Consider the following 25,676-nt stretch of genomic DNA (forward strand, 5'->3'; position numbering starts at 1 on the left):
GTTACACCTTGACTGTTTTTCCCGACAACGCGGACTCGAGTGCGGCATCTGCCAGGCGCAACGCCTTCAGCCCGTCCTGCACAGACGTCGGCAGCGGTGAATTCGTGTTCAGTGCCTCGACGAAAGCTTCGAGCTCAGCCTTGTATGCTTCCACGTAGCGCTCGAGGAAAAAGTTGAGCAGCGGCTCCCGCACGTCCGTGGCTTCCTTCGACCAGCGACGAATTGTCGAAGGACGGAGGTTTTCCTGCAGGAGCATGCCCTTGGAACCCGACACTTCCATGCGCTGGTCGTAGCCATACACGGCTTCGCGGCAGCAGTTGATGTGACATTGCTTGCCCGAGGCGGTGCGCAACTGAACCATCACCGTATCGAAGTCAGTCAGTTTTTCAAGCGACTCGTCGATGAGGCGGCTGGCCATGGCCATCACTTCGACCGGCTCCTCGCCGAGCAGCCAGCGGGCCATGTCCAGGTCGTGGATAACCATGTCGCGGAAGATACCGCCCGAGTGCTCGACATAGTCGCGGGGAGGCATGCCCGGGTCCCGGCTCGAAATGATGACCTGACGCACTTCGCCAACGTCACCTGCGTCTATCGCTTTGCGGAACGCTTGCGACGTCGGGTCGAACCGGCGATTGAAAGCCAGCATGACGCGACCACCCAGACGCTCGACCTCGTTTGCTGCGGCAAGCGACTTGTCCATGTCCAGGTCGATGGGCTTCTCGCACAGAACAGCCTTGCCGCGCTTGACGGCCTCAAGCATGAACTTGATGTGCGTGTCCGTGGGCGTGCCGATGACGACTGCGTCTATATCCTTGCGCTCAAGGACGGCCGAGGGCTCCGTCGAGGCTTCACAGCCCAGACGGGTAGCCAACGACCTGGCTGCACTTTCGACCGGGTCTGCCACCACGACCAGTTGTGCGTTCGGGCTCGCGGCGACGTTGCCAGCGTGAATGCGACCAATGCGGCCTGCACCGAGTACGGCGATTCGAATCATGTGAGTCTCCACAAATACTTTGTCGTTTAAGGTCAAGAGAGTCAGGCGGAAGTTGCGCTTTTCGCCGGGAACTGCGCGATGGTGGTGTCGTAAGCGCGCTTTGCCATCTCGTCGAGCGGAAATTTCCGGTGCACCTCCGAGATGAGTTCCACGCCGTAGTACGGGAGCGTGCAGCCTGCTTGTTCCAAGGCATCAACAAAGGCCGGGCAGTCGCCGGCACCTTCGCCGCAAAGCTGGCGGTTAAAAGTCGAGTCGTCAAACAGCGAGCCCTTGACGTGTGCGCCGACGTCGTCCAACTCAACACCTTTTATGAAGTGCGCGGGAATTTTCGCAACCTCGCTATATGGCGTCTTGGCGCGTGCTACGTGCCAATGGTCGACCATCAGCCCCCCGTTGGGCTGGTTGGCGCCTTCAGCAACCTTCAGTGCCTCAGCGACGTTGCGGATGGGAGAAAATGGCATGAACTCGATTGCGACCGTCGCGCCAACCGTCGCCACGTCCTGGCAAAGTTTCGCGAATTCGTCGGTCATGCGCGGAAAGTCGGCCGGATTTTTGTCGAAGGGGTTTGCGCCGATTTTCAGATTGCGCATGCCCAGTTCGCCGCCCAGTTCGATGAAACGGCGACGGCAATCGTCCGACTTGACACGCGCCTCTCCGTCGAAGTACCAGTCCATGAGGATTTCGAGTTCGAAGTACCTCATGCCCGTGTCATCCAGCATATTCTTGACGCCGGACACCCCGTACTTCCCGATGCTGTATTCGAGGTCATCGAGAATGAGGCCGATGCCGCTCCAGCCTGCACGCATAGCCGCTTCGCAGCGGTCGCGCAACGGGAACGGGCTGATTTCGTTGGGTGCACACGGATAAACGTCGCCAGCGAGGGTCCAGTACGCAGCCAGCAGTTCTTTCTTCGCGCTCATATGTAGTACTCCTTGTCTCTCAATGTCATCGGTTTTTCGGTGGCACGCTCCCGCGCCCCAAACGATTACGGGATTGCCCGTGTGGGCTTGGTGGACGTCGCGAGACTGAAGTCCCACGAAACAGTCCAGAACGGCGACGAGAACCCGACGCGCTTGCCCGCTTCCGGGTCGTCAATCTTGTTGAATTCGGCGATGAGTTCGCGCTTGACGCCGAAGACCGCGTCTTCGGGGAGATACGGGCAGTCGGGCGTGAAAATGTGAGTGATGACCGGGTCAAAACCAGGCGCGGTCACGATGAAGTGAAGGTGAGCAGCTCGGTTCGGGTGTCGACCCATTGCAGCGAGCAGCTTACCCACCGGGCCGTCCGACGGAATCGGATAGTGACGGGGCTTGACGGACTTGAACCAGTAGCGGCCCTCAGCATCCGACGTAAAGACGCCGCGCAGATTGGAATCGGGCTGGATGCCTTTCTGCTGCACGTCATAGAAGCCGTCGTCGTTGGTCTGCCACACCTCAAGCTTCGCGTTCGGAATCGGGTTTCCCTTGATATCGGTTACCCGACCTTCGACAACCATGGGCTCGCCCTTCCCATCCAGGCAGATGTTCGCGCCGTTCGGATATGCGGGTGCGTTGGCGATGTAGAACGGGCCCAGAATCGTGTTCGGCGTAGCACCGCTCGGGCGACGATGATTGATTGCATCAACGAGCATCGAGACGCCGAGGATATCCGAGAGCAGGATGTACTCTTGCCGCCAGTCCGTGCACATTTGCCCAGTCTCGGTCAGGAAGCGGATGGCGGTGAACCACTCTTCATGGGTCGGCTCAATTTCCTTGACCGCAGCATGAAGATGCTTGACCAGGACCGACATCACCTGGCGCAGGCGAGCGTCGGCGTCTTCGCTCATGCGTGCATTGACGACTTCGGCCGAGCGAGCTTCATCGAAGTACGGCGACGTGGACTGAACTGTAGAGGTTGCGCTTTGCATCGAGTGTCTCCATCAATCTTTTCTGCAGCTTTGAGACGAGTCTATATTCGCCGTGGTTGGCAAAACAGAGCTAGAAAGGGAAAGTCTTTCGCGCTGAGTGGGAAGACGCCTCAACTGCGGTGAGCACAGGCCTCACGCCGTCCAATGCCGTTCGTAGTCGTTCCGCTGGAACCGCTCCACAAGCGCATCAATGAACAACCGTACTTTCACCGGAAGATGCGAGCGGGTCTGAAACGCGATGTTCATGGTGAGCCGAGGAAGGTCCCAGTCGTCGAGCACCGGGACAAGGCGACCGGCCTTGACGTCGTCGTAGATGATGTATTTGGGCTGTACGAGGATGCCCATGTTGTCGAGCGCGGCGACGCGCAATATCTGGCCGTCATTCGACTCGACCAATGGCTTTACTTTGACAACAACGTTTTCGCGCCCTCGTGTGAACGAAAGCTCGCGTGGATTGTCGGCAAGTTGATAGTTCAGCAGGCTGTGCTTCACGAGCTCCGCTGGGAATTGGGGGCAGCCGTTCGCCTCAATGTAGCCTGGCGAAGCAGCCAGAATCCGGCGCGTTGACGCCAGTCTTCTAATCGTGATGTTGCTGTCTGGCTCAAGGACTTTCGTACGAATCGCGACGTCGATGCCGTTCTCGATAATGTCGCAGTAACGGTTGGCCGCTACCACGTCCACCGTGATGTCGGGGTAACGCGCCGTGAAATCAGGAAGCATCGGCGCGATGTGCAGCATGCAGAACGACAAAGAACCTGTAACGCGAAGAACGCCGCTTGGACGCACAACCGCTTCCTTGACTACAGCCTCCGCTTCGCCAAGGTCAGCAAGGATAGATCTGCACCGCCGGTGAAATTCGGCGCCGGCCTCAGTCAGGCAAAGGTTGCGGGTCGTCCTCCGTACCAGGTGGACTCCGAGTCTCGTCTCCAGCGAAATCAGATACCGGCTCGCCGCCGAGATGGAAAGCTCGGTAGCTTCCGCAGCTCGGCTGATGCTGCCCGTCTCCGCCACCTCGACGAACAGTTGTAGTTCCTTGAACTGGTCCATGCCCTTGCACCGTTACGCCTTGTCTCAGCCCGCATCCGAGCCGGATACGGAAGCACGCGCGATTTCGCTGAGTCATTTTGTGTATCGCGTTGGCATCATAGTAGTGCTGCTACTGCATCTTTTTATCACTAAAATACATCAAGAATCTATCAGTTGGCCGGATTCGCCAGTCCCATGACGCCACGCATGCGTGGCGAGAGCTCGCGCAAACCTGGTCGGCGCCCAATCTTCCCGAAGCGCCCGGACCATCATCTCGCCTTGGCTTTCCGGCGCGAGTCCCTTGAAAGGCGGGTCTCTGTCCAGGTTTGTCGGGAAAGAGTAGCCTTCGGCGCACGATGCAATTACGGATAGCGCCTCGAGCTCGGTCATGCTGCCGGTCTTCAGCCGGTCTCGAAGGACAGGGAAGAGAGTCTCGGACATACGCGTTCGATTCACAGCTTCCATCGCCCGACCGTAAGCTGACGAGATTTGAAGCAGGTTTGCCATGCGCTGAACGTGGCTCGTTCGGTTCGAGCCGGCTGCGTGAAATAGCGCCGGATTGAAGAAGATGGCATCGCCCTTGGCAAGCGGCATCTGGACGAAGTTGTTCTCGAAATACTCCCGGAAATCAGCTCTACGCCAGGCCACATAGCCTTGAGCGTATCGCTGCGAGTAAGGCAGGAGCTTGGTCGGACCGCTCTCAATGGGCATATCGCTGTGCGCAACGGCACCTTGCAACGTGAGGAAAGCCGACATCTCGTGTACGTGCGCGGGAAAAGACGCGGCCACCTCAGCCGTCTGGAAGCCCAAATGGTAGTCACGATGGGCTTGCTGTGCCTCCCCACCGGGCCTGACAACATTGACCTGGGACGTAACCTGAAAACACGGGCCGAGCCATGCCTCGGCGGCCGCCGTCAGCCACTGGTTTGAAAAGTACCTGGCGAAGACCCCCGGTGCGGTAACGCAGAGTTTTTCCTGGGCGTTCCAGATACGGTCGTTCGCGCCTGCTTTCGCGAAATGGTCAGCTGCCGGCCCCGACTTCTTCTCCGCTTCAATAATCGACTCGAAGACTGCTGTCGCCTCGTCCACGCATCGGGTATCGGTAATCGCGCGCTTGAGCACGAAGACCCCTGCGCCATCCCGCAGGACCCCGGCCCATTCCGACAGTAGCCGAATCCTCTCATCGGATGAGACAACCTCTTCCAAATCGCAGCATTCGTATACAGGAATCGCCTGAATCGACCTTGCGGCGTAGCGCAACGGTCGCTCTCCGTCCGCTTCGAGCGCCTTTACGAAGTCGCCCAACTGGCAGTCGCTTTCGCGATACCAATTAGTTCGCTCGGTGAGATTGTCTCCGCGTTCGCAGTCCATCCGTCTCTCCTATTTTCGATGTAGGATAGCGCGGAAGGCACCAAGCGAAGCCTCAGAAATGCATCAAAAAACTATCAGCAAAGGAGGGCCGGATTGGCTCACCGATTCTTGATTAAGGAAATCGCGCTTCAGGCAGGGCTCGGAGTGGCAACTGTAGACAGGGTGCTGAATGGACGCGCAAACGTCCGGGAGCACACTCGCAATCGGGTTGAGCAAGCCATAAAAGAACTTGAGAAGCAGGAGCTGAACCTGGCAAACACCGGGCGGAAGCTCATGGTTGACGTGGTCGTAGAAGCCCCCGCGCGCTTTGCCGACGAGATCAAGGATGCACTTGAGGCAGAATTGCCCCTGCTGCACCCGGCCGTCCTTCGACCGCGTTTCCTGATGCGCGAAACAATGACAACGGATGAGGTCATCGAAGCTCTTCAGTCGATTGGACGCAGAGGAAGCCATGGGGTTTTTCTGAAGGCCCGCGATGTTCCCGAGATTGCGAAAGCAATAGGCGAATTGCAGCAGCGCGGCATTCCCGTCATCACGACCTTCACCGATATCCCATTGTCCGGACGCATTGCCTATGCGGGGCCGGACAATCGGGTCGCAGGCGCCACTGCGGCATACCTTGTCGCCCAGTGGCTGGGTCCACGGCCTGGCAACGTTTTAATTACGATGAGCGATGAACACTTCCGGGGTGAAGAGGAACGCGAAATAAGCTTTCGACGGGCGTTGAGAACCCGATATCCGCAGCTTACGTTGATCGATGCCAGCGGCGGCCACGGCCTTGACACGCTCACCGAAGAACGCGTCCTCGATGTCATCGCCACACATGCCGAAATCGACGCGGTCTACTCCATGGGGGGCGGAAACGTCGCCATTCTTCGAGCGCTCGAAGCGCGACAGCGGTCCTCAGTGTGCTTCATTGGACACGACCTTGATAGGGACAACGTGCATCTCCTTCGCGAAGGTAAGGTCCAGGCGATTCTGCATCATGAGCTACGCCAGGACATGCGGTCGGCATGCCAACACGTCTTGCACTTCCACAAGCTGCTACCGGCGTCGGCCGTATCGTCGTCTTCATCGGTCGTCGTCGTGACGCCCGAGAATATTCCGGAGCACATCGCGAGCCGATTTCGCTGATGACAATGTTGAAGGGTCCAACGTTCAGGACAACGGCAGACAGGTGACCGGCGGCCGTCCATTCCCTCAGCGGCAAACCGTCCAGCGGGAGGCCAGCCTGCGTCGCGAATGCTGGTTGGCAATCCTCGGGAAAGGCGTCCGGGTGTGCCGAACGAGGTTCTAGATACAAGCTTTTCCCGAACCCGGTCCGCCGTCCCGTCAAAACTGGGTTGCGATGCCCGTGATCACCCCGAACTGACTCTTGCCGTAATTCGGATTGTTACTGGTTGGACTGCCATTGATCGGATCATTGTTGGTGTTCGGACCAAAGAGTCCACTGTCCAGACCCAGGTTCGAGGTCGAACTGTTATGGAGGTAGGCCAGTTCGGTGTACAGGAGCGTTCGCTTGGACAGCGAATAGTTTGCGCCAAGCGTATAAAGTGTCCCGTTGCCATTGCCATTGTTGGCGTTCGCGTGGTAGACCGCGCCGGAAACAGCGAGTGCCGGGGTTGTGTGCCAGATCGCCCCAACCCATACGTGATTCACCGCAGTCGGCAACGTTGTGCCGGCCGGCAACGCAGGCGGCGTTGCTTCACCAAAATACCCTGCGATCGATGCATCCGGCGCGCTGAGATGCTGATATCCAACGAAAGCCAGCACAGGACCAAATGCATAGCTCGCACCCGTGAGAATGGAACGCGAGGTCAAATACACGTTGCTGAACTGCCCGTTTGGATCGCGAATCTCATCGTACGTCGCCTGCCAGAAAAGGCCGCTACCCTGATACGATAGCTTGATACCGTCGGAGCGTCCCTGCGCGCTGCCGAGACCGGTCGACGTTCCCAGTTGGCTCGGCGCGCTGCCTGGATCGCCGGCGTTCCACTTCGGCGAATTTGTCAGGTCATATTGGCCCTGCAGCGTGAAGCCTCCGATCGTCGGCGACAGATATTCGATACCATTGCCTGCTTGCGAGAAAATTCGCCCTCGCACCAGCGTTCCAATGGCGTACTTCTTCGTCTGCTGAGGATCAACATCGCCCGAAAACTGGCTGATTTCGGCTGAACCCATATTCCCGGCCTTCAACTGGCCCCACGTATCATTGCGCACGCCAACGGTCGCCTGGCCCGCGAAGAACGTGCCGTTCGCAACGGTTCCGTTTTGCGTATTCAGACGCGACTCAAGCTGGAAAATTGCCTGCGTACCAGCGCCAAGATCCTCGGCGCCCTTGAGACCAAAGCGGGATTGAGCCCACCCTCCACTTTGTGCACCGAACACGTTCCCTTTCGGCAACCCCGTTTCATACTGAAGGCCGTTATCGACGATGCCATACAACGTGACATTACTTTGCGCACTTGCCGACGCCGCCGCAGTCACTGCAACCAAGCCACACAGGACCTTTTTCATATCATCTCCTATATATTTAGTTATGCGTAGTTAATTTGTTAATTGCACATCTGGTTAGAATTAGCCCGTGGCAATCTGGTACTGCCTTTTGTTTCCGGTGATCAAGGACGCTCTGCTGACGCCTCCCATTAAAGGGGCGCCTACTCGATACCCTGGTCGATTAAAATCTTGCCATGCACCTGAGACCGATTACGAAGACGGCGCTGCCAATGCCTTCTGGGTGTGGCATCTGAACTGAAGCTGCCTCGTTGTGCGACCGGCCTGCGTGATAATGCATACGCCGACTTGCAGCGATGGTCTCTCAACGTGGAGAAGCCTGCTTGGTAGAGGTTGCTGCTTGCTGCCTTGCACGTCTCCAGCAGAGTTCTTGCATGACTTTGAACCGAGTGTATATTTCCCAAACTCCGCAAAACAGAGCAGAAAAGGGAATCTCTTTCGCAGTTGGTGGGAAGCTGGAGAAGCGACAGGCGTGAGTCGTGTTTATCCGTCTGTCATACGGTCCAATGCCGCTCGTACCTATTCTGCTCGAAACGCTCGACGAGCACGCCGATGAACAGGCGAGCCTTTATCGGCATATGGAACCGTCTCTGGCATGCAATGTATGAGCCTGGACAGGTCGGCCAAAGTCGATGAAGCGACGTTCACCCTCGCGAACTCCAGGCCGAGGGGGCGTGCCGCGCGAGCGAACCTCCCTCCAGATTTGTGGGACTTGGGACCGACCTGCCCAACGTCACCGGTCGAAATGAATACGGCACGGAGTCGCTGTACGACGCACGCCGGTTTTATTGCGACTTCCTGCTCGCCCCATCTGATTTACTTATTGCGTGGTCTTGTAGCAAGGGGGCGCGAAGATTGCCTCTCAGATGCAGAAAAATCGCGCGGAGTCTTTGCGGTTGGGGCTCCTCGCGGACTTCCGGTCCCCCTGGTTCGTATGCGGAAACGCAAAAAACCGAACGCGAGCGTCATTGCATGTGGTTAACCCGATCTTTTTAAGCCGCACGCCACTTCGCTATCGTGCTTCCAAGACGGCGGTTCGAATCTCTTGATAGCAGCTTGCTCGATCCACCTTCTAGCACCCGGCGGGACGGTACGCTTCGAACTGAAGCTGATCGACGTGCCTGCGGCCATCCGATGCCCCCGGCAATCCTCGAACAATCGCCCGTTCTGAGATCTACGGCCATCACTCACCGTGCGATTGACTACGTCGTCCACAGGCGCGCCAATCAGGCAGCTCGTGTGACTCGCCAAACGGCGCCGAAGCATCGAGCGCGACTCCACTGCAATTGAGAGGGACAGAAAATGCGTCTGGGTTGGTACTCTAATCTCACGCCTGTTGAGCGGCGCACATACTGGGCCTGTTTCGCTGGACTTGGCCTCGATTCGATGGACGCCACTATCTTTTCGCTGGTGATTCCGGCCCTGATCGCGACGCTCGGCCTGACTCGCCCAGAAGTAGGCTATCTAGCCACCGCGGCGCTCTTGGGGGTTGCCATCGGCGGCTGGGGTGCGGGAATTCTTGCCGACAGAATCGGGCGCGTCCGGGTGTTGCAGTTCACCATCTTGTGGGTTGCTATCTTCACCGTCGCCGCGGCTTTCGCCAACTCGTTTCCCGTGCTGTTCGGCATCCGCTTCATGCAAGGCCTAGGCTACGGCGGCGAAGCGGCCGTGGGTGGCGTGCTAATCAGCGAAGTCATCCGGCCCGCGCTGCGTGGCCGGGTCGCTGCCTCTGTTCAGAGTGGCTATGCCCTCGGCTATGCTATCTCGGTCGCACTATTGCCGGTCATAGCCTCACTATTCCCCGAGCAGATTGGATGGCGCGTGTTCTTCGCTATCGGCATCTTGCCGGCCGGCTTGGTTTTCTTCATCCGCCGCCTCGTGCCCGAGTCGGGCGTGTACTCCGACGCGAAAGCGGCTCGCGACAGTGGGGCCATGCAAGCGCCGTTTTGGGAGATCTTCGCCCGAGCTCACCTGCGTCGCACCGTGGCCGCCGTGGTCATGGCAACGGGCATCTACGGGGGAGCGTATGTCATGATCACCTGGTTGCCGACCTATCTACGCACCGCATTGCACCTCTCGGTCGCGACGAGCGCTGGCTATCTCGCCTTTAATATCCTGGGTTCCCTTGTCGGGCCGTTCTTCTACGGGTGGATGTCGGACCGCGTGGGCCGACGACCGGCGTTCATGGCGTTCCTGGTCCTTCAAGCCGCGAACGTCGCCGCCTATTTGCTCGCTCCGATAGGGGCCGCCGTCACTATCGCGCTCAGCTTCTTTCTGGGCGCTTTTCAGGCCGCTTTGGCGTCTGGCATGCTTCCGACCTTCGCCGAATTATTCCCGACCAACATTCGGGCCAGTGGTCAGGGTTTTTGCCTCGGAGGTGGGCGCGGTTTCGGGTCCATCGTTCCGGCGACGACGGGACTCCTCGCCGCGTCTTTGTCGCTCGGCACGGCGATGGCCACGTGCGCTCTGTGCGCCTACGCCGTCGCATTCGGTGCCGCCCTCTTCTTGCCCGAGACCAGCGGAACGGACCTGCACGAGGCATCCCACAATCCAGCAGGGCAAATCGACCTCCAGCAGCTACACGCAGGTAGCGCAGTTCGCCCATAACGACCGACGTAATGCACGACGACGGCCGTTTCGTCTTGCGGATTCAACCGGTCGATGCAACAGATTGATGAAACCTTTCAGCCGGTGTATCGAAGTTTAGAGTTTTCCGTGGACGTTCGTTGAGCCGCCTGGCGACGGCATTGAGTTTTGCCTGCGAATACACGGAGAGATCAATTCCCTTCGGGAAATACTGTCTCAGGAGGCCATTCGTGTTTTCGTTCGAGCCACGTTGCCATGGATTATGCGCATCGCAGAAGTACACCTGGATGTCAGTAGCCACGGTGAAGCGCGTATGGTCAGCCATCTCCTTGCCCCGATCCCACGTCAGTGATTTGTACAGTTCGTCGGGCAGCTTGCGGGCGTGACTGATCAGCGCGTTGATGACGGTCTCTGTATCCTTGCCGGCGATCTTCACCAGCATCACGAACCGGGTTTGACGCTCGACCAGAGTCGCTATCTGGCTGTTTGCGCTGCCAAACAGCAGATCTCCTTCCCAGTGGCCCGGTATCGCGCGGTCAGCGGCCGTGGCAGGGCGTTCGCTGATCGATACGGCGTCACAGATTCTGCCGCGCTCATCCGTCTTCGCCGTGTAATGGCGTGAACGGCGCATGGCTCGTGGACGCCGCAAGTGCTCCGGCAATTCCTTCTTTAGTGCGCCACGAGCCTGTATATAGAGTCTCCGATAGATCGTCTCGTGTGACACCAGATAATCCTTGTTTGGCCTATCAAGCGAGCGCCAGTTAATCGGTCATTCCCGTCATTCGGGTATCGGCGTTGTTCAGCCGGCTACGGTGTCTTCAACTGCGATATTGTGGAGTCCAAAGTTCGCCTGGATATGACGGACGATCACGGTCTTATTGTACGAAATCCGCATTCGCAATCCGACTCCAGTCAAAGTAGCCAGGCACAATAATCACCTGCGAGTGTGTTGCGGGTGTCACCAGTCCCTGTGGAAGTGGTGCGGTTTCGGCCTGCGTCGTCGGTGCCTCCCGAACTGACGACGTGGTGGCGGATTCGGCCACAATCTCGCCTCGCTTTCTAAAGCGCCCCTCCGAGGCTTTGTGGCGGCGTCGAACCGCATGCTTACGTTGTCCTATGAGCGCTGCAGAACATCCGCAAGGTCATCAAGCGACAGTGGCTTGACGAGATGGCAGTCGAATCCGCGTTCGCTGGCTTCGAGTTCTGCTGCGGTAGTGGAGCCCGTCAGTGCCACCAGTCTGTTCGTCGAACATGGTTCGCGTTCACAAAGCAGCCGAGCAAGCTCGTGACCGCGCATGCCAGGCATGTTGATATCAATCAGGGCGACGTCCGGCGTGAACGAATCCACTATCGACAATGCTTCCGGTCCGCTCTGCGCGAGTTTGACCTCGTGAACTTCCAGCGCCGAGCGCCTCGGTGGCGTCCGCGTCGTCGTCCACCAGCAGGATGCGCATCGGTAATTTCCCGTGCGTCGTGGCTGCGGTGGGTGCTTGGGGACTCTTGCGGACGATAGGCAGCCGAATAGTCACTTCCGTACCCTTGCCGTCATCCGCGCATCGAAACGCGATGAACTTTGAGCGTGCCCGGGGCTTCGCTTACGCAGCCCGAAAAACTTAACAGCCCTGGGTTCCTGACTTCGGGTCTTGACTTCATTGGCGCACTCGCTCAGTTCGTTCCCTTACTTGGATTCTTGTGCCTCATTCTTGATCGCCTGGCCTCCCTTCGAAATGTCCTGGCCTGCGCCCGCCACCGTGTTGCAGCCGGCCAGGACTGCGGTACCAGCAATCAGCATTAATGCAATCAATCGAATCATTATCTTCTCCTTGTTCAAATCAGGATCGGATCAGATTATTTTTAGACGATTTTGCCATCGGTGCTGCCTGTTTTCGCCTGTTGGCATCCTTTGACGCGGCGTCCTCGCGTGCGGCGAGGCAGGCTCGTTGAGCACGCCGATTAGCGGCCGCGAGCAGAGGAGACAAGGCGCGCGGACCGCCTCAAGCTTCTTCTTCGAACGCAGCCATCACTAGCCACAGATCGCGCTCGCCGTCGCAAATCTCGGCGGCGAGCGCGTAGGGATCGCCCGGTCCACACACGCGCTCGAGCGCCCGATGCGCGACTTCGCCGTTGTTGAACGCACGTCCCGACAGAGGACGCACTTCCTGTTTTCCCTCGAACATCCGCTGGTTCCAGCGGTACATGAGCGGCTGCGATTTCCAGTCGAGGAAGCATTCTCTGACGTGCGTGAAATCGCCGCCGAAGATATTCATCTGGTAATGAATTCTTGAGTCCATGATTGCATCTCCCACGATGCAGGCGCATGCGTTCATTCCCACCCTCGCGAGAACCGAGCCGCATGCATCGATACAGCCGAAGCAGTATGTCCGCGCTTGTCCACCTCCCCAACTTGCCGGTATTTCTGCTCCGGCGTCTTCCTGGTCATCGGGCGTTCAACCCCGACCGCCTTACTGCAAATCGGCGCCGGACCGATGTCATTGGCTGGCGCCCGACGCCGCGGTGGCCGCGTGACCGTCCATCACGCCGCTGCTGTCCAGCGCGGCGCCGGTGCTCTAGTTCGTGGAGCGCTTGCAGCCGCCAGCGGCCGTCAACAGTACGAGCGCTGCCACCATCAGTAGCTGTTTGCCCCTGCTTTGATTAGTTAGGTGTCTCATCACCCTCTCCTTCATCGAAGTCTCCGTAGGTGAATGCGGCATCCTCCGTTTGCAGCGCAACTGTTGCGTGCTGTCACCCGGGATCGAGCAAGGTCTGTGCCTTCTGGGCGCGCGCTCGCGAAAAAAGCGGTGATGCCAGGCGTGTAGAGCATTGGCACGCGGCGCGCGTCGTGTTCGTGCATAAGGGACCATGCGCAACGCTGTCATGCCCCTGTTCGTCGGCGATTCCCTAACGATGCAGCGCGAGACGTGCTTCCTTCTGCATTCGCAGGAACGCGTGTCAAAACCATTCATCAGTTCTCCTCGTCTATTCATACGAAAGAATTACAAACCCGCCAGCATCCTTTACACGAGCCGCACCGCGGCGCATCGAATTTCGTTGCGGGTTGATCCCTGCCAGCGGCTGCGCAACCAATGGAACGCCCGTTGCTGCGACACCCATGCACCCAATCTGTAGAGGAGGCAAATCATGCCGTTCCAGACACAGACACAAGGCAACCTGGGCCAGAGCCAGGGCGCGCGCATTGTCGGCCGTGGCCGCGCAAGCGCGGACGGCCCCGGGGCCGGACGTGATGGCGGCGGCGACCCTCGACGGCAACAACGTGCTCAGCAGTGACGGCAAAGACATCGGCAAGATCAAAGACATCATGCTCGACGTCGGCTCCGGCTGCATCGCATATGCCGTGTTGTCGAGCGGCGGCTTTCTCGGCATCGACGACAAGCTGCTCGCCATTCCATGCCGCGCGCAGACGCCCGATACACAACAGAGGTGCTTCGTACTGGCGATGACGGCCAAGCGCGTGAAAGACGCGCCGGGCTTCGATAAGGACCACTGGCCTTCAATGGCGGATCAGGCGTGGGCCACCTCCGTGCACCAGTACTACGGCAGCGAACCGTACTGGGGACGCTACCCGTTCGACCGGCGCGACGATCTGGGCGCCGGCGAGATTCCGGCGGTCTCCTCGGATGCACTGGAAGCCGGCGGTCTGAAGCTGTAATCCGGACGCTGTTGCGGGCTGGTCCGGACAGCGTCAGATTCGGACCGCGCCCGCCGTGATGTGGCGGCATGCCGCCGACGCGGTATCACGCGCGTTTCGCTTTGAGCAAGCATTGAGCACAGAGGCAACGCGAAGCACTTGCCAAACCGACTTCATACGAGGCAAAGCCATGGCCACCAGGAAAACCAGCGGCAAATCGAAACGCCCAGTCGCGCGCGGCAAAGGGGGACGCCCGCCACGCCAGCGGCATGCACAAGCGCACGCGGCCCATCGCGCGAAGGCCGCCAAAAGCGGCGCCACGAAGAGCGGACAGAAATGGTCGCATCACGTGATGGAAACCAGTGACGCGATGGATATCGAGCACAACATTTTCAAAACCGGTAGCCCGCAGTCGATCGCGGAGTCGCTCAAACGTTCGTCGACACAGAGCCGCCGCCGCAAGGGCACGCCGTTCCAGTCGGCGATGTCGATGCTCAACTTCTATATCAATCGCGCGGGCAGAAATCTGCCGAAGGAGCGCCGCGATACGTTGCAACAGGCCAAGCGCAAATTACGCGAGGCGTTCGGACGCGCGCCTTGAAGCGCCACCGCGCGCACCATCGGCCCGGTAGCGTCCGATGCCATGCGCGCGGGCGCGACCGGGCATCGCGCCCGAATGCGTGCCTTTCACAACCGGCAACGCGCGCAATGTTCGCGCGCCAGCCTCAAGCGGATGGCCATGCGCGAAGAAACACTCCGGTTTCTCATCGTCGGCGCGGTGCTGGTTTTTATGGGCATCGCGGCGACGACCTTGCGGCGGCTGCCCTGTAGCAGCCGCGATGTTCTATCTGGCCATCGACTACAGGCTCGGGCCGCCGGGCATCGACCTGCTGCGCCTCGATATCGCCGCCGACGCGCACCTTCTGCGCACCATCACCGAAATCGCGCTGCTGGTGTCGCTGTTTGCGATCGGCCTGCGCCTGCGGCTGGGCGTGCTGGTTCGGAATTCGCGGCATCGGTTCGTTTTACTACCTGGCGTACGCGCTCGAATATGGCGCTGCTGCCGACGTCATGCCCTTGGGGCCGCTTGCATTGGCCGTTGTCGGGGCGTCGGTGGTGATCCATGGTGTCTCGGCCACGGCGTTGATGAACTGGTATGGGCGGATGCGCAGCAGCGAAAATTAGCTGCTCATGGCCCGCCGGCGAACCTCTATCTGCTCGATCGTCTACGCGCTTTGCGCTGCGGTGGGGCAATCGAATGCGGAAAAAACCGATGAATGAAATTCGACGTTAACCGCGGTCCGCGGCATCAAGAATGCTTGCGCTATCCAGATCACGTGCGGAGACATACGTACGCGGCGAGTGGACTCTGCGGCTGATGGACGATCTACATGCCTCACGGCAAGCTTTGCAAAAAGAGCGCGTTGCGGGTAAGAACGCGCAGAGGCAAGGGACAACTTTCTCAAAGGGAAACCGCATGCGCCTATCGATTCTGATCAATTGTTCCGATCCGACCGTCAGTCACGACTACGCCGTGTTGTGGCTCGATATCGTCGAGCAAGCGTGGTCGCGACAGCTTTGTAACGGAATCGAACTTCCTCCGTTCGGCGAGATACACGACACGGGCGGTCTCACCCTACTCTGTGCACCCAGCTCGGAGACGCCGCTGTGCGCGCTGCGCGGTCTGCATATGGACCGCTATCAGTGCACGTCCGTTGTCGAGGGCGCAGCGACATGGCAATCGACCACCCGACTCATGCCGGTCGAAGGCTGCTGGCACCTGCAGGCGGTGTGCAGGCAACAGCCGGGTTAAAAAGTACTGACCTCAGAGCCGCCGGAGCGACTATCTGGCGGCGAACGTCCCGGTGTCCGACCCCGTCAGTGAACGCCTGCAGCATCAGCGCTTCTGTGCCACCTATCGACGGCGGATCGCTAGCGGGAAATGTATGCTCGACGGCCTTATCGATTTGCTTCATTAGAGGCGGCACAACGGATGCTTGCTCAACCGGTAAGAGAAAGTTCAAAGGAGTCCGGCATGAACACCATCGAAGGCACAAAGAACTCGCTCAAATGCACCCGTGGAATTGCGGCATTGGTGCTGTTCGAGTGTGCGCTCGCGATAGCAATACTGATCTCCCTCGGCATACAGCCTGCTTAGGCACAGCAGACCCAGCAGGTGCAGCCAACACAACAGATGCAATCGGAGCAGCCTCAGTCGCCGCAACGGAACAGCACAACGACCCGCAAGGCGCAAAAGGCCGAGCTGAAGAAACTGGAGCAGAACGGTTATAAGCCTGCCGACGACGATCCGCATTATCCGGACGACATCCAGCATGCAGAGAAAAAAGCATAGGGCGGCGATCCGACGAGCACACCGTCGGCTGTGCCCGATCACGCACAGTGACGCGCACGGGATTCCTCGACGGCGCGAGCCATGATCTGACCAGTCCCGCTGTAGCGCAATGGGAGCGCCGCGCAAGAGAGCGATGACCATCCATGTGCGCTCAATGTCAGCTTCGCGAGCGTCGTGGACGCCGCCCGCGCGCAGCTTGCCCACAACGATCGCGCAACACCGGCAGCGCCATTCTTATTTCACGTGCCGATGGAATCGGCGCCTTTCACGGAGGATACTAATCATGCTGCGCAACTGCCGCCGGCTTCGCGTGCTGACATGGCACGTGCACGGCAACTACCTCTACTACCTCACTCAGACGCCGTTCGACTTTTATCTGGTCACGAAACCCGATCATCCGACTGGTTACGCGGGCAAGGTCGGCTTGCTGCCGTGGGACGACAACGTACACGAAGTGAATGCCGACGACGTCGCGTCGCGCGAATTCGACGTGATTCTCTATCAGCAGAGGAGCCACTGGGAGCGGGACCGCGAGACGCTGTTGTCGCCCGCGCAGCGCCGGTTGCCGCGCGTCTATCTCGAGCACGATCCCCCGCAGGAAAGTCCGTTCGGGCAGTGGCACTGGGTGGACGATCCGCACACGCTGCTTGTCCATGTCACGCATTTCAATCAGCTGATGTGGGACAACGGCATCACGCCGACGCGGGTGATCGAGCATGGCGTCGTGGTGCCCGAAGGTGTGCACTACAGCGGTGAACTTGAGCGAGGGATCGTCGTCGTCAATCACCTCGCGCAGCGTGGGCGCTCTCTGGGCGCGGACATTTTTTCTCAGGTCCGCAGCCAGGTGCCGCTTGATCTCGTCGGCATGGACGCACAGAGTCTCGGCGGCATCGGCGAAATCGGCAATCTCGATCTTGCCGCGTTTTGTGCGCGCTATCGTTTTTTCTTCAATCCGATCCGCTGGACCAGCCTTGGCCTCGCGATCATCGAAGCGATGATGATCGGCATGCCGATCATCGGGCTTGCGACGGCCGAACTCGCTACCCTGATCCACAATGGCGAAAACGGTTTCGTGCATACCGACGTCAGGATGCTCGTCGACGCTATGGTCGGTCTGCTGCGCGATCCGGCCGAGGCGCGGCACCTCGGCGACGGCGCGCGCCGCACGGCGCTCGAGCGCTTTCATATCGACCGGTTCGTGCAGGACTGGCACGACGCGCTGCTACAGGTCACAGCATGACGCCGCGTGACTTAACACCGGAGCTTGCAAGACGAAAGAGTCCTCGCGAATATCCTCGTCGCAGGTGGAACCGGCTTTCCTGGCTCGCATGTGTGCGAACGGCTCGTCGCGCTCGCTCGTGTTACGACGAAGGCAAGCGTTGCGCGGAAACGCTGTTCGCTTCTATCGATGGCTGTCGAAATCGGCTTGCGAAAATGGCCTACAACGGCTTCGGCAAGGGTAAGGCGACCGCTCAAAATGTCGAGATTTACTGTTTTGATACAGCTCGGCCGGAAAAACAGACCCGACCTGCGGGTCGATGCGCTCGGGTGCCAGAATCGGTGTCGATGCTGTGCGCGGATGCGCCCGCGCTCCAGGCAAGCAGACCGATTGATAACCTGAAACCACTGTTGAGAAACGCCAATGTTCGCGACGTGCCCTTTTCGGGTGGTTTCGGGTCAGTGGAGATGTCCCCCGAATAACCCGAGCAGCCCGATGATGATCAGGTAGATCGCCACGATGTAGTTCAACAGGCGAGGCACCGCGAGAATCAGGATGCCGGCGATCAGCGAAACCAGCGGGCCCGCGCTCGTGAGAATGTGCATGCCCCCTCCGTAAGATGGAAAACGGTCAATAGACCCAAACCTGACGCGCCTGCATGGCTCGTTCGGGCGTACTCGCTTCGATCTCGATGTCACCGGCCTTCATCCGCACCTCGCGACCGGCTCGCCCGTGCAACCAGGCGCCTACCGCCGCACCGAACGCCGGACCGACTGGGGGTGCCAACACCTGCGCAAACTCCACCACCACGGCCACCTGAGCGCTATCTATCGTGAGTGTCAGGGATGATATTCGTCTACCTTGAGCCTTCGCAAAGTGACAGAACTGTTGAATGTCTTGCTGAAAACCGTCGTCGGTCCGCGACAATGGTTCGTCGACTGGTGACGGCACGAGAGTAAGACGAAGTTTGTAGATGTCAGACACCGGCGCGTCCCCTGCATATTCAATCCATCGTTGGGTCGAACGTCTGGTGGCCGCTATCAAACATGGCACCGGGGAACGGGAATTCGACCGACCGTTGCCTCATTTAACGATATGCACCTGGCGGCAGGCGTGCTGAACCAGATACCGGAAGGCCCGATGACTCTTCAGGAGTGGGCGACGCCGTCGTCCAGAAACTGGAAGCGGCCGAACATTTCGAGCACGCGCAAAGCCTGATCACCTCGCCGGAAGATCCGGAAGGACGTATGCACCTGGCGGCCTGGCACCTTCCCGTCATCGAAGCTCTGTGCCAGTCCGGCGACGTCGTCCGGATGAACAACGGTTTGCATGAACTCGTCGCTTGATAGCGGGCCATCCTCGGGACGCTGTCCGGTGATCTCATACATCCGCGCATTTTCCCAGAGTGTGCGTCGCTCCGTCAGGTCCCATTCGAAAATGCCCAATCCCGCTGCCGCAGCTGCAATGCGCAACCGCTCCTTGCTGTCCCGTTCGGCAGCCTGTGCGCGATCGCGTGCCTGAACAGACTCGGCGACGCGCCTGTCCTGTTCTTCCAGTAGCTGCCCGATGGCACTCTGGATCATCGCGCTGAATAGCTCCTGGATGGTTCGCTGTGCCCTCGCTTCGACCGTCCGAGGATGGATGTCTCCTTCCAGGAAATATTCCCGTGCCGCGTCCTGAATGACCTGTTGAAGCAGGTTCATTTCCCGAAAGAGTTCATCCATCCGGTAGCCCTGCATCCAGCGGAAATGACCGTGCCGGCGCGCGTCGTGTTCAAGCGTAACTGGCATCTCTCCCTGCCGGCCGGTTTTCAGTGCGGCGCAGATTTCGGCGTAGATCTCCGGCACATGATCGACCAGCTGCCCGGCAGTAATTTGACGGGCCTGTTGGAGAGTGGGGTCCGCGTGAACCGCTTCGACCCACCGCCGGGTAACGAACTCCCGCTTCTGTTCCAGCCACGCAGGCAGTCCATGCAAGGGTTCGGTCCGAGGTGCTTTCATGTTGTTCCTCCGGCTTTGCAACCGGCATACCGAACAGGTTGTGGACGATAAAAACGTGCCTTACGCGGCCGGTTCACTGATAGAGCCGACGAGACGTCGCACGGAGGTCCGGCTGACGTTGAACCGTTTGGCAATTTCCCGTTTGCTGAGTCCCTGCGCAAAAAGGGCTTGCGCCTGCGGAGCGCAAGACGTCACGGTGGGCGGCCGTCCGTGAGGTTTGCCTTGGCGCCGTGCGTGAGCGATACCGGCCTTGACACGCTCGCGCAGGATATCGCGCTCGAACTCCGCAAACACCGCCAACATGCCGGTCAGTGCCTGGCCGCCTGGCGTCGTCATATCGAGCGCGTCCGACACGGAGACGAAGCCGACCTCGAGTGACAGCAGCGCCTGTAGTGTCGAGATCAGGTCGAGCAGCGATCGGCCCCATCGATCAAGGCGCCACACGACGATCAGGTCGATCCTGCGGCGCCTGGCCGCATTGATCAGTTCCTCCCGTTTCGGCTGGACCCGGGCACCGAATCCAACATCTTCAACTTCCAGAACCACTTCCCAGCCTCGTCTCGCCGCGTATTCGCGCATTTCGGCCGTCTGCATGGGCAAGGTCTGCTGGTCGTGGCTGGAGACACGGGCGTAGAGTGCTGCACGCATGGCGTTTCCTACATGGCCAAAAACCCCGCAAAGTCGTCGACCCAACTGTTCGCCTTCCCGGACGATGAGAGCAAGCTGACCCGGCTGGCAAACTGATTGTCACTGGCCGACCTCCTAAGTACGCTGACCCTGACGCAGGATTAGCCCCGCCAGGAAGTGGAGATTTCGCCTTGTAACGAATATCCTGCCTAGCAGGCAACAGTGACCCGTCCATTGCAGTTTTTTCAGGCTGTACTCGCATGCGATCCACATCCGCCCATGCCGGCCCAGGTTTCGGATGCGGGACCGCAACTTGCTTGCGTATCGGGTTGCACTGACCGGCGGGTGGTTCGCGACAAGGGTCGCGCACGATCTCTAACCAGGTGGAGGCGTTGGAATGGACAGTGACCAGGTATCATCTGACCAGATGCGCGATCCCGAGCGAGAGGGTACGGGGCACGGCGCGGATCTCGATGCGCCGGCGGCCCGTTCGCCCTGGCTGCACCTCTGGCTCATATCCTCGATTGGCGTTGGAGTCGGCGTGCTCGGTACCGCCATGTACATCATGTGGTTCAGCCGGGACATGCAAGCGTATGAGCAGGCCATTCAGGCGGCCCGCGAAGGGCCGGTAGCTCTCTCCGGCACCTCCGGATGGAGCGCATCGGCTGCGGGGCAGGTCATTCATGCGGATGCAACGATGGCGGCTGATCCCGCATCGTCGGCACCGAATGCTGCCTCTGCGTCGGGTTCGCCGACGCCGATTTTCGCCGGCGCGCAGGGAGAAGCAGGAACGGAAAGAGACGCGAGCGCCACCCCGGTCGGGGCAGAGGGAATCCGCACGCCCTCGTACCCGGCGGGCCCTGCCTATCCAGCTAGCCGCCACCGCGCCGCCAGCCCCCCGAAACCACCGACGTTGTTTTCCCGTATCGGATCCGCATCTCGTCGCGTAGGTTTTCGCCATCATGACTCAGGACACGATCAGGGCACGTACTCTCACCCGTGATACGCCTCATCGTCCGGAACCTGGCGGCCACGCTGTCCCACGGAGACGATTGACGCCGTCTCCGCTCGCGGTCGGCGTCGCTTCGCTGATCTGTCTCGTGTTCGGGCTCCTGTATATGGCGCTTCAGGTGCGGGCGATCTTCTCCGACCAGATAGAGCAGGAATACGTCGCGCTCGTGCTCGAGTCCGTCACTCGTGCCGATGCTGCACAGAACGCCGCGCTCGCCTGGCAGCGCATGCCGCAAAGCGCCGCGAACGCTGCCGCCTACCAGAGCGCGATCGCTGCGTTGCGCGACCGTATTGCCGAGGTGGACGCGCTTGCTGGCCACAGTCCTGTCCCCGCCCCGCGTTTCACGGGCGACGTCGCAGTAACCGGGGCCGGTCCCGATGCAATACGGGCCGCACTGGCAGCCACCGGGCAACACTGGCGCTCGCGGCACGATGAACTGAGCAATGACATGCGCCATCGCACCCTGCGGATCGCCTGCGCGCTCGCAGTCCTGACCATCGTCGTGGTCGGCGCCCTGCTGAACGCGCTCGCCGTCTACGTGCGGCGCCACCAGCGCCTCGCCGGCATGACAAACCAACTCGCTCACGCCGCGCAGCACGACGGCATGACCGGTCTGCCGAACCGGCAAAAACTGCTTTCTGCTCTGGAAGCGACCGTGGCCTCAGCGCCGGCCGTCGAGCCGCCCGCCACGATCGCGCTCATTTACCTTGATCTCGACGGATTCAAGCACGTGAACGACACGTTCGGCCACGGCGTCGGCGACCAGTTTCTGATATTGGTGGCCAAGCGTTTCCGGCAATCGCTGCGTCCCGACGATATCGTGGCGAGGCTGGGCGGCGATGAGTTCGCAGTACTCGTCAAAGGTGCAGGCGACGTCGAACTGACAACGATTGCGATGCGACTCCTTGCCTGCGTGAAGGAAATTGATGGCCAGATGGGGCTCGGCATTGTGAGTGCAAGCATCGGCATTGCTGCATATCCGGATCCATTTTTCGATCATCGTCTGCTGATCGCGGCGGCCGACAAGGCGATGTACGACGTCAAACGCAATGGAAAAAATGGGTACGCATTCGCTGTTCCCGTGACATGATCGTCCTGTCAGACGTTCACCCTCATCCAGTGGGACGCGCTATCCTGCCGCCCCTTTTTCGAGGGGTATTTCTTGCCAAAACCCAAATGGGGGTCGCGTGAGAATTTGACGGGTAAAATCTTCATCCCAGCAATTCTTCCCCGCAATTCTTTCTCGAAAATACTTTCTTTCCGCACTGCAGCGGGTTATTCTTTGGACGCTTTTATCTGAGCGATGAGCGCGAGTAGTCGTCTTCCGGACATCCCCATTCCGAACGACCGCGCAAGCTACCACCTTCTGCGCACGGGGCTTCGATTGCCTGCACACAGGCCGTCATTCCCTCCAGTTCCCCTCTAGCCGTTCACCCGTGGTGGGTCTAGCCCTCCAGGTCAAGATCACGGAACGCTTAGGCCATTCCGTAGGAGTACTATTGTTTTGAAGTTAAGAAATGTACTATCCATCCTGGTGGCCGGAATCGGACTCTCCACCTTCTGCGTTTCAGGCTACGCCGCCTGTATCAACAACCCGCCCGCCCAAGCCGATTCCACATTTCCGGCCAGCCTCACTGGCAAGCTCGCCTATCACAGCTATGTGAGCTACGGCGACGGTACGAGCCAGATTTTCGTCTACGATTTCTCGGCGCGAACGCTCACCCAGATATCCAGGTCTTCGTGGGGCATCAAGGACCCGATGAACCCCGTGTTCAGCCCTGACGGGAAATGGCTCGCGTTCATGGGCGTCACGAACAACGCCTGGAATGTGTTCGTCTGGCAGGTCGGCTCGAACAACGCGCCGGTCAACATGACCAACAGTTCGGGCCAGACGCGAAACGAAGACCCGAAGTTCAGCTCGGACGGCGGTTCGCTCTTCTTCAAGCAAAACGGCGACGTCATGCAGGCGACGCTATCGTTCACGAGCGCGGGTCCGACCTTCACCTCGGTGACGGACGTGACGAACTCCGCAGCGTCGGTCGAAAGCTCGATGCCGTTCCCTTCTCCCGACACGTCGGCCGTCTATTTCGCCGTCGGCGCAGGCGCCGGTTCCGGACTCTACAAGGAAACTATCGCGACACATACGCGCGTGGCTTTCGACACGCCAGGCGGCATCGACGCTTACTACCCGATCGTGCGCGCCGACGGTACCGTGTTCTACGCACGCTGGAAGGACGCGACGAGCCAGCTCGATCAGATCTATACGAAGGTGAATCCGACCGACACGCCTAGCCAGTTGTCAATCGACGACTGCATGAGCAACAACTCGGATCCGTCACCGGTGAATAACACCAGCTACGTATTCTTTTCTTCGACGACCGCAGGCGGATATCAGCTATACCTCGGCGACGTGAGCAGCGGCAAGCGCTGGAATCTCGGGCAGTTCGGCGTGAATGCGGACAACACCAAGGCGAAGCTCGGCTCGAACTACTGGACACCTTCGGGTTCACCCCAGTCGGCGCTGCTGTCGCAGGGCAAGCAGGCGACGGCGTCCTCGAGCTATAGCGCGTCGCTAGGCCCCAGCCAGGCGTTCGACGGCAACCTGACCAGCACGCGCTGGGACTCGGTTGAAGGCAGCGGCGCCGGCTCGCAATGGCTCGCCGTCGATCTCGGCGCCGTCAAGCATGTCGACCGGGTTGAGCTGTACTGGGACGCCGGGGCGAAGGTGTACTCGATCCAGACGTCAAACGACAACGTCAACTGGACGACGATCTATTCGACGTCCAACGGCGGATCGTACACGCATGTCACGCTCGCCAACCTGAACGGCAGTGGGCGATATGTGCGCATGCTTGGCACGCAACGGGCCACGCAGTGGGGCTACTCGCTGTACGAAATGCAGGTCTGGGGCTCCTGACGTGTCAGGCTGCAATGCGCGCGGCGAGCTCAGGTGTGTGAGCCGTTCGGCACGTCCGCCCGCAGCGCGCCCGCCGCAAAGTCCCTGAGGTCATGGCGGACCAGCAACCGGTACAGCGTAACTCGCGAGATTCCGAGTTCCTGCGCCACTTCGCCAAGCCGGTTGCCGTGCGTGATCAGCGCCTCGATGAGACAGTTTCGCTCGGCTTCATCGCGCGCCTGCGCGAGCGTTGTCGGCTGAGATCGTGGCGGTTCGGCGAGCCCAAGATCCGCTGCATCAATGTAACTGCCCTCAGTCATGACGACCGCGCGGCGCACGCGATTAGCAAGCTCGCGTACGTTGCCCGGCCAGTCGTGCCTCAGCATCGCACGTAGCGCCGACGGCGTGAAGCCCTGCAGCCGCGCGCGCCGTTCAGCCGAGTGCACCGCCAGCAAGTGATAAGCCAGCAGATGGATATCGGTGCTGCGTTCGCGCAGCGGCGGAACATCGATGCGCACCACGCAGAGCCGGTGGAAGAGATCGAGGCGGAACGTTTCTTCCCGTACTGCAGCGTCCAGGTCGGCGTGTGTCGCTGAGATGATGCGCACATCCACTGGCATGATCACGCTGCTGCCAAGCGGCTGAATCGTGCCTTCCTCGGCGAAACGCAGCAGCGTGGCCTGACATTCGAGCGGCAGGTCGCAGATCTCGTCGAGAAAGAGCGTGCCGCCGTTGGCCGCCTCGATGCGGCCCGTCTTGCGCCGTTCCGCACCTGTGAACGCACCGCGCTCGTAGCCGAAGAGTTCGGCCTGCATCAGGCTCGGCGGCACCGCGCAGCAGTTGATGGCAACGAAGGGGCCGCTCGCCCTCGCGGACGCCTCGTGCAGGGCGCGGGCGCTCAACTCCTTGCCGGTCCCCGATTCACCCGAAATAAAAACAGGTGCGTCGCTCTGCGCGACCCGTCGGAGATCGCGCAACACGCGTCGCATCGACGCGCTTCGCGCGACGATGGCCCCCTCGTGAGGCGTGGCGGGCGCATGCGCCGGTTGTTCGATCAGCAGCACAAGCCGCATCGCGTGTTGCAACGCCGGCTCAACGACATCGAACGCAAACGGATGCACCACGTAGTCGATACAGCAGCGGCCGACCAACTCGCGCATTTCGGGCACGCGCAACTGGTCAGCGGTCAATGCGGCGACCCAGTGTATCTGCGGTGCGCCCAGACAGATATTCTTCGCGTTCAACTCCCGTTCGCTGCCGCCTGCCGCGAGATCGGAAAGGTCGGCAAGGTCGATCAGACCCGCGCGCGGCTCCGGGGAATGTTGCAACACCCGGCTGAGATCCGCCGCCGAATCGATGAGTTCGACCGACCACCCGCGTTGCCGCAGTTCATTGCACAGGTCCGCATCGTGCTGCGCAGATGCGTAGACGAGCGATAACGCTTCGTGACCTCTTCTGGACACAGCCGGGCCCTCCCTGCCTGATGCTCACTAGTATTACCCCGAACATCGTCTGATACATGTTTG

At 60.0% G+C, this 25,676-nt stretch carries 24 protein-coding genes and 3 pseudogenes; 12 read left to right on the forward strand and 15 right to left on the reverse strand.

The features are described from left to right. Position 1: 1 nt before the first annotated feature. From iolG to P3T23_RS00210, 5 genes are all read right to left on the reverse strand, one after another. Entirely contained in the window at positions 2–994 is a 993-nt protein-coding gene (gene iolG, locus P3T23_RS00190) for an inositol 2-dehydrogenase (RefSeq protein WP_429314196.1), read from the reverse strand. A gap of 41 nt (positions 995–1,035) precedes the next feature. Then, positions 1,036–1,914 carry a sugar phosphate isomerase/epimerase family protein gene (locus tag P3T23_RS00195; RefSeq protein WP_429314197.1) on the reverse strand — a complete coding sequence of 293 codons (879 nt, stop codon included), beginning with the start codon at positions 1,912–1,914 and terminating at the stop codon, positions 1,036–1,038. A gap of 65 nt (positions 1,915–1,979) precedes the next feature. Beyond that, complete coding sequence (locus P3T23_RS00200; protein WP_429314198.1) at positions 1,980–2,900, reverse strand: intradiol ring-cleavage dioxygenase; 921 nt, start codon at positions 2,898–2,900, stop codon at positions 1,980–1,982. Positions 2,901–3,032: 132 nt separating this feature from the next. Beyond that, the gene (locus P3T23_RS00205; RefSeq protein WP_429314199.1) at positions 3,033–3,947 is read right to left on the reverse strand and encodes a LysR family transcriptional regulator; all 915 of its coding nucleotides are present in this window, start codon (positions 3,945–3,947) and stop codon (positions 3,033–3,035) included. A gap of 138 nt (positions 3,948–4,085) precedes the next feature. Then, positions 4,086–5,297, reverse strand: coding sequence for a phytanoyl-CoA dioxygenase family protein (locus P3T23_RS00210; protein WP_429314200.1), 1,212 nt, complete (start codon positions 5,295–5,297; stop codon positions 4,086–4,088). A 93-nt stretch (positions 5,298–5,390) separates the two neighbouring features. On the opposite strand from P3T23_RS00210, the gene P3T23_RS00215 reads away from it, so the two are divergent. Beyond that, entirely contained in the window at positions 5,391–6,431 is a 1,041-nt protein-coding gene (locus tag P3T23_RS00215) for a LacI family DNA-binding transcriptional regulator (RefSeq protein WP_429314201.1), read from the forward strand. Positions 6,432–6,629: 198 nt separating this feature from the next. On the opposite strand, the gene P3T23_RS00220 is transcribed toward P3T23_RS00215, so the two are convergent. Beyond that, positions 6,630–7,814 (reverse strand): porin, encoded by a 1,185-nt coding sequence (locus P3T23_RS00220; protein WP_429314202.1) that lies wholly within the window; start codon positions 7,812–7,814, stop codon positions 6,630–6,632. Positions 7,815–9,113: 1,299 nt separating this feature from the next. Here P3T23_RS00220 and P3T23_RS00225 point away from each other — a divergent pair. Then, positions 9,114–10,418, forward strand: a complete 1,305-nt coding sequence (locus P3T23_RS00225; protein WP_429314203.1) for an MFS transporter — start codon at positions 9,114–9,116, stop codon at positions 10,416–10,418. Between the two features lie 43 nt (positions 10,419–10,461). Here the strand turns inward: P3T23_RS00225 and P3T23_RS00230 are convergent. The 4 genes and pseudogenes from P3T23_RS00230 to P3T23_RS00245 form a co-directional block, all read right to left on the reverse strand. Further along, positions 10,462–11,127: pseudogene (locus P3T23_RS00230) on the reverse strand (IS30 family transposase); the annotation flags it as partial. A gap of 384 nt (positions 11,128–11,511) precedes the next feature. After that, the gene (locus tag P3T23_RS00235; protein ID WP_429314204.1) at positions 11,512–11,745 is read right to left on the reverse strand and encodes a response regulator; all 234 of its coding nucleotides are present in this window, start codon (positions 11,743–11,745) and stop codon (positions 11,512–11,514) included. A 330-nt stretch (positions 11,746–12,075) separates the two neighbouring features. Then, positions 12,076–12,210, reverse strand: coding sequence for an entericidin A/B family lipoprotein (locus P3T23_RS00240; protein WP_429314205.1), 135 nt, complete (start codon positions 12,208–12,210; stop codon positions 12,076–12,078). 181 nt (positions 12,211–12,391) lie between these two features. Continuing rightward, positions 12,392–12,688 carry a hypothetical protein gene (locus P3T23_RS00245; RefSeq protein WP_429314206.1) on the reverse strand — a complete coding sequence of 99 codons (297 nt, stop codon included), beginning with the start codon at positions 12,686–12,688 and terminating at the stop codon, positions 12,392–12,394. An 847-nt stretch (positions 12,689–13,535) separates the two neighbouring features. On the opposite strand from P3T23_RS00245, the pseudogene P3T23_RS00250 reads away from it, so the two are divergent. The 7 genes and pseudogenes from P3T23_RS00250 (at position 13,536) to P3T23_RS00280 (ending at position 17,636) form a co-directional block, all read left to right on the forward strand. Continuing rightward, positions 13,536–14,064 (forward strand): annotated as a pseudogene (locus P3T23_RS00250) (PRC-barrel domain-containing protein). A gap of 169 nt (positions 14,065–14,233) precedes the next feature. Then, a complete protein-coding gene (locus tag P3T23_RS00255) occupies positions 14,234–14,644 on the forward strand; it encodes a DUF3175 domain-containing protein (protein WP_429314207.1) in 411 nt (136 codons plus the stop codon). A 138-nt stretch (positions 14,645–14,782) separates the two neighbouring features. Next, positions 14,783–15,032, forward strand: a pseudogene (locus P3T23_RS00260) (cation:proton antiporter); the annotation flags it as partial. Between the two features lie 488 nt (positions 15,033–15,520). After that, positions 15,521–15,856, forward strand: coding sequence for a DUF3564 family protein (locus P3T23_RS00265; RefSeq protein ID WP_429314208.1), 336 nt, complete (start codon positions 15,521–15,523; stop codon positions 15,854–15,856). A 222-nt stretch (positions 15,857–16,078) separates the two neighbouring features. After that, on the forward strand, positions 16,079–16,201 hold the full coding sequence (locus tag P3T23_RS00270; protein ID WP_429314209.1) for a hypothetical protein: 123 nt from the start codon (positions 16,079–16,081) through the stop codon (positions 16,199–16,201). A 36-nt stretch (positions 16,202–16,237) separates the two neighbouring features. Next, positions 16,238–16,396 (forward strand): DUF4148 domain-containing protein, encoded by a 159-nt coding sequence (locus tag P3T23_RS00275; protein WP_429314210.1) that lies wholly within the window; start codon positions 16,238–16,240, stop codon positions 16,394–16,396. 283 nt (positions 16,397–16,679) lie between these two features. After that, complete coding sequence (locus P3T23_RS00280; protein WP_429314211.1) at positions 16,680–17,636, forward strand: glycosyltransferase family 4 protein; 957 nt, start codon at positions 16,680–16,682, stop codon at positions 17,634–17,636. A 437-nt stretch (positions 17,637–18,073) separates the two neighbouring features. Here the strand turns inward: P3T23_RS00280 and P3T23_RS00285 are convergent, their stop codons facing one another. From P3T23_RS00285 to P3T23_RS00300, 4 genes are all read right to left on the reverse strand, one after another. Next, positions 18,074–18,220 carry a DUF3096 domain-containing protein gene (locus tag P3T23_RS00285; protein ID WP_114179984.1) on the reverse strand — a complete coding sequence of 49 codons (147 nt, stop codon included), beginning with the start codon at positions 18,218–18,220 and terminating at the stop codon, positions 18,074–18,076. A gap of 25 nt (positions 18,221–18,245) precedes the next feature. Beyond that, entirely contained in the window at positions 18,246–18,599 is a 354-nt protein-coding gene (locus P3T23_RS00290; protein WP_429314212.1) for a hypothetical protein, read from the reverse strand. 164 nt (positions 18,600–18,763) lie between these two features. After that, positions 18,764–19,615, reverse strand: a complete 852-nt coding sequence (locus P3T23_RS00295) for an RsbRD N-terminal domain-containing protein (RefSeq protein ID WP_429314213.1) — start codon at positions 19,613–19,615, stop codon at positions 18,764–18,766. A 60-nt stretch (positions 19,616–19,675) separates the two neighbouring features. Beyond that, on the reverse strand, positions 19,676–20,263 hold the full coding sequence (locus P3T23_RS00300) for a recombinase family protein (protein ID WP_429314214.1): 588 nt from the start codon (positions 20,261–20,263) through the stop codon (positions 19,676–19,678). A gap of 376 nt (positions 20,264–20,639) precedes the next feature. On the opposite strand from P3T23_RS00300, the gene P3T23_RS00305 reads away from it, so the two are divergent. The 3 genes from P3T23_RS00305 (at position 20,640) to P3T23_RS00315 (ending at position 24,171) form a co-directional block, all read left to right on the forward strand. Continuing rightward, positions 20,640–21,245, forward strand: a complete 606-nt coding sequence (locus P3T23_RS00305; protein WP_429314215.1) for a hypothetical protein — start codon at positions 20,640–20,642, stop codon at positions 21,243–21,245. A 49-nt stretch (positions 21,246–21,294) separates the two neighbouring features. Continuing rightward, complete coding sequence (locus P3T23_RS00310; RefSeq protein ID WP_429314216.1) at positions 21,295–22,344, forward strand: diguanylate cyclase domain-containing protein; 1,050 nt, start codon at positions 21,295–21,297, stop codon at positions 22,342–22,344. Between the two features lie 414 nt (positions 22,345–22,758). Continuing rightward, a complete protein-coding gene (locus P3T23_RS00315; protein WP_429314217.1) occupies positions 22,759–24,171 on the forward strand; it encodes a discoidin domain-containing protein in 1,413 nt (470 codons plus the stop codon). A gap of 29 nt (positions 24,172–24,200) precedes the next feature. Here the strand turns inward: P3T23_RS00315 and P3T23_RS00320 are convergent, their stop codons facing one another. Continuing rightward, the gene (locus P3T23_RS00320) at positions 24,201–25,613 is read right to left on the reverse strand and encodes a sigma 54-interacting transcriptional regulator (RefSeq protein WP_429314218.1); all 1,413 of its coding nucleotides are present in this window, start codon (positions 25,611–25,613) and stop codon (positions 24,201–24,203) included. Positions 25,614–25,676: the final 63 nt, after the last annotated feature.

The organism is Paraburkholderia sp. GAS448 (assembly GCF_050435685.1).
GTDB lineage: Bacteria > Pseudomonadota > Gammaproteobacteria > Burkholderiales > Burkholderiaceae > Paraburkholderia.

What these genes read in the sequence shown, in the direction of transcription:
- P3T23_RS00255 (WP_429314207.1), top strand. Translation starts at nt 14,234, where the DNA reads ATGGCCACCAGGAAAACCAGCGGCAAATCGAAACGCCCAGTCGCGCGC.
- P3T23_RS00265 (WP_429314208.1), top strand. Translation starts at nt 15,521, where the DNA reads ATGCGCCTATCGATTCTGATCAATTGTTCCGATCCGACCGTCAGTCAC.
- P3T23_RS00285 (WP_114179984.1), bottom strand. Translation starts at nt 18,220, where the DNA reads ATGCACATTCTCACGAGCGCGGGCCCGCTGGTTTCGCTGATCGCCGGC.
- P3T23_RS00240 (WP_429314205.1), bottom strand. Translation starts at nt 12,210, where the DNA reads ATGATTCGATTGATTGCATTAATGCTGATTGCTGGTACCGCAGTCCTG.
- P3T23_RS00280 (WP_429314211.1), top strand. Translation starts at nt 16,680, where the DNA reads ATGCTGCGCAACTGCCGCCGGCTTCGCGTGCTGACATGGCACGTGCAC.
- P3T23_RS00220 (WP_429314202.1), bottom strand. Translation starts at nt 7,814, where the DNA reads ATGAAAAAGGTCCTGTGTGGCTTGGTTGCAGTGACTGCGGCGGCGTCG.
- P3T23_RS00275 (WP_429314210.1), top strand. Translation starts at nt 16,238, where the DNA reads ATGCAATCGGAGCAGCCTCAGTCGCCGCAACGGAACAGCACAACGACC.
- P3T23_RS00300 (WP_429314214.1), bottom strand. Translation starts at nt 20,263, where the DNA reads ATGCGTGCAGCACTCTACGCCCGTGTCTCCAGCCACGACCAGCAGACC.
- P3T23_RS00295 (WP_429314213.1), bottom strand. Translation starts at nt 19,615, where the DNA reads ATGAAAGCACCTCGGACCGAACCCTTGCATGGACTGCCTGCGTGGCTG.
- P3T23_RS00245 (WP_429314206.1), bottom strand. Translation starts at nt 12,688, where the DNA reads ATGGACTCAAGAATTCATTACCAGATGAATATCTTCGGCGGCGATTTC.
- P3T23_RS00195 (WP_429314197.1), bottom strand. Translation starts at nt 1,914, where the DNA reads ATGAGCGCGAAGAAAGAACTGCTGGCTGCGTACTGGACCCTCGCTGGC.
- iolG (WP_429314196.1), bottom strand. Translation starts at nt 994, where the DNA reads ATGATTCGAATCGCCGTACTCGGTGCAGGCCGCATTGGTCGCATTCAC.
- P3T23_RS00305 (WP_429314215.1), top strand. Translation starts at nt 20,640, where the DNA reads ATGGACAGTGACCAGGTATCATCTGACCAGATGCGCGATCCCGAGCGA.
- P3T23_RS00225 (WP_429314203.1), top strand. Translation starts at nt 9,114, where the DNA reads ATGCGTCTGGGTTGGTACTCTAATCTCACGCCTGTTGAGCGGCGCACA.
- P3T23_RS00200 (WP_429314198.1), bottom strand. Translation starts at nt 2,900, where the DNA reads ATGCAAAGCGCAACCTCTACAGTTCAGTCCACGTCGCCGTACTTCGAT.
- P3T23_RS00270 (WP_429314209.1), top strand. Translation starts at nt 16,079, where the DNA reads ATGAACACCATCGAAGGCACAAAGAACTCGCTCAAATGCACCCGTGGA.
- P3T23_RS00205 (WP_429314199.1), bottom strand. Translation starts at nt 3,947, where the DNA reads ATGGACCAGTTCAAGGAACTACAACTGTTCGTCGAGGTGGCGGAGACG.
- P3T23_RS00210 (WP_429314200.1), bottom strand. Translation starts at nt 5,297, where the DNA reads ATGGACTGCGAACGCGGAGACAATCTCACCGAGCGAACTAATTGGTAT.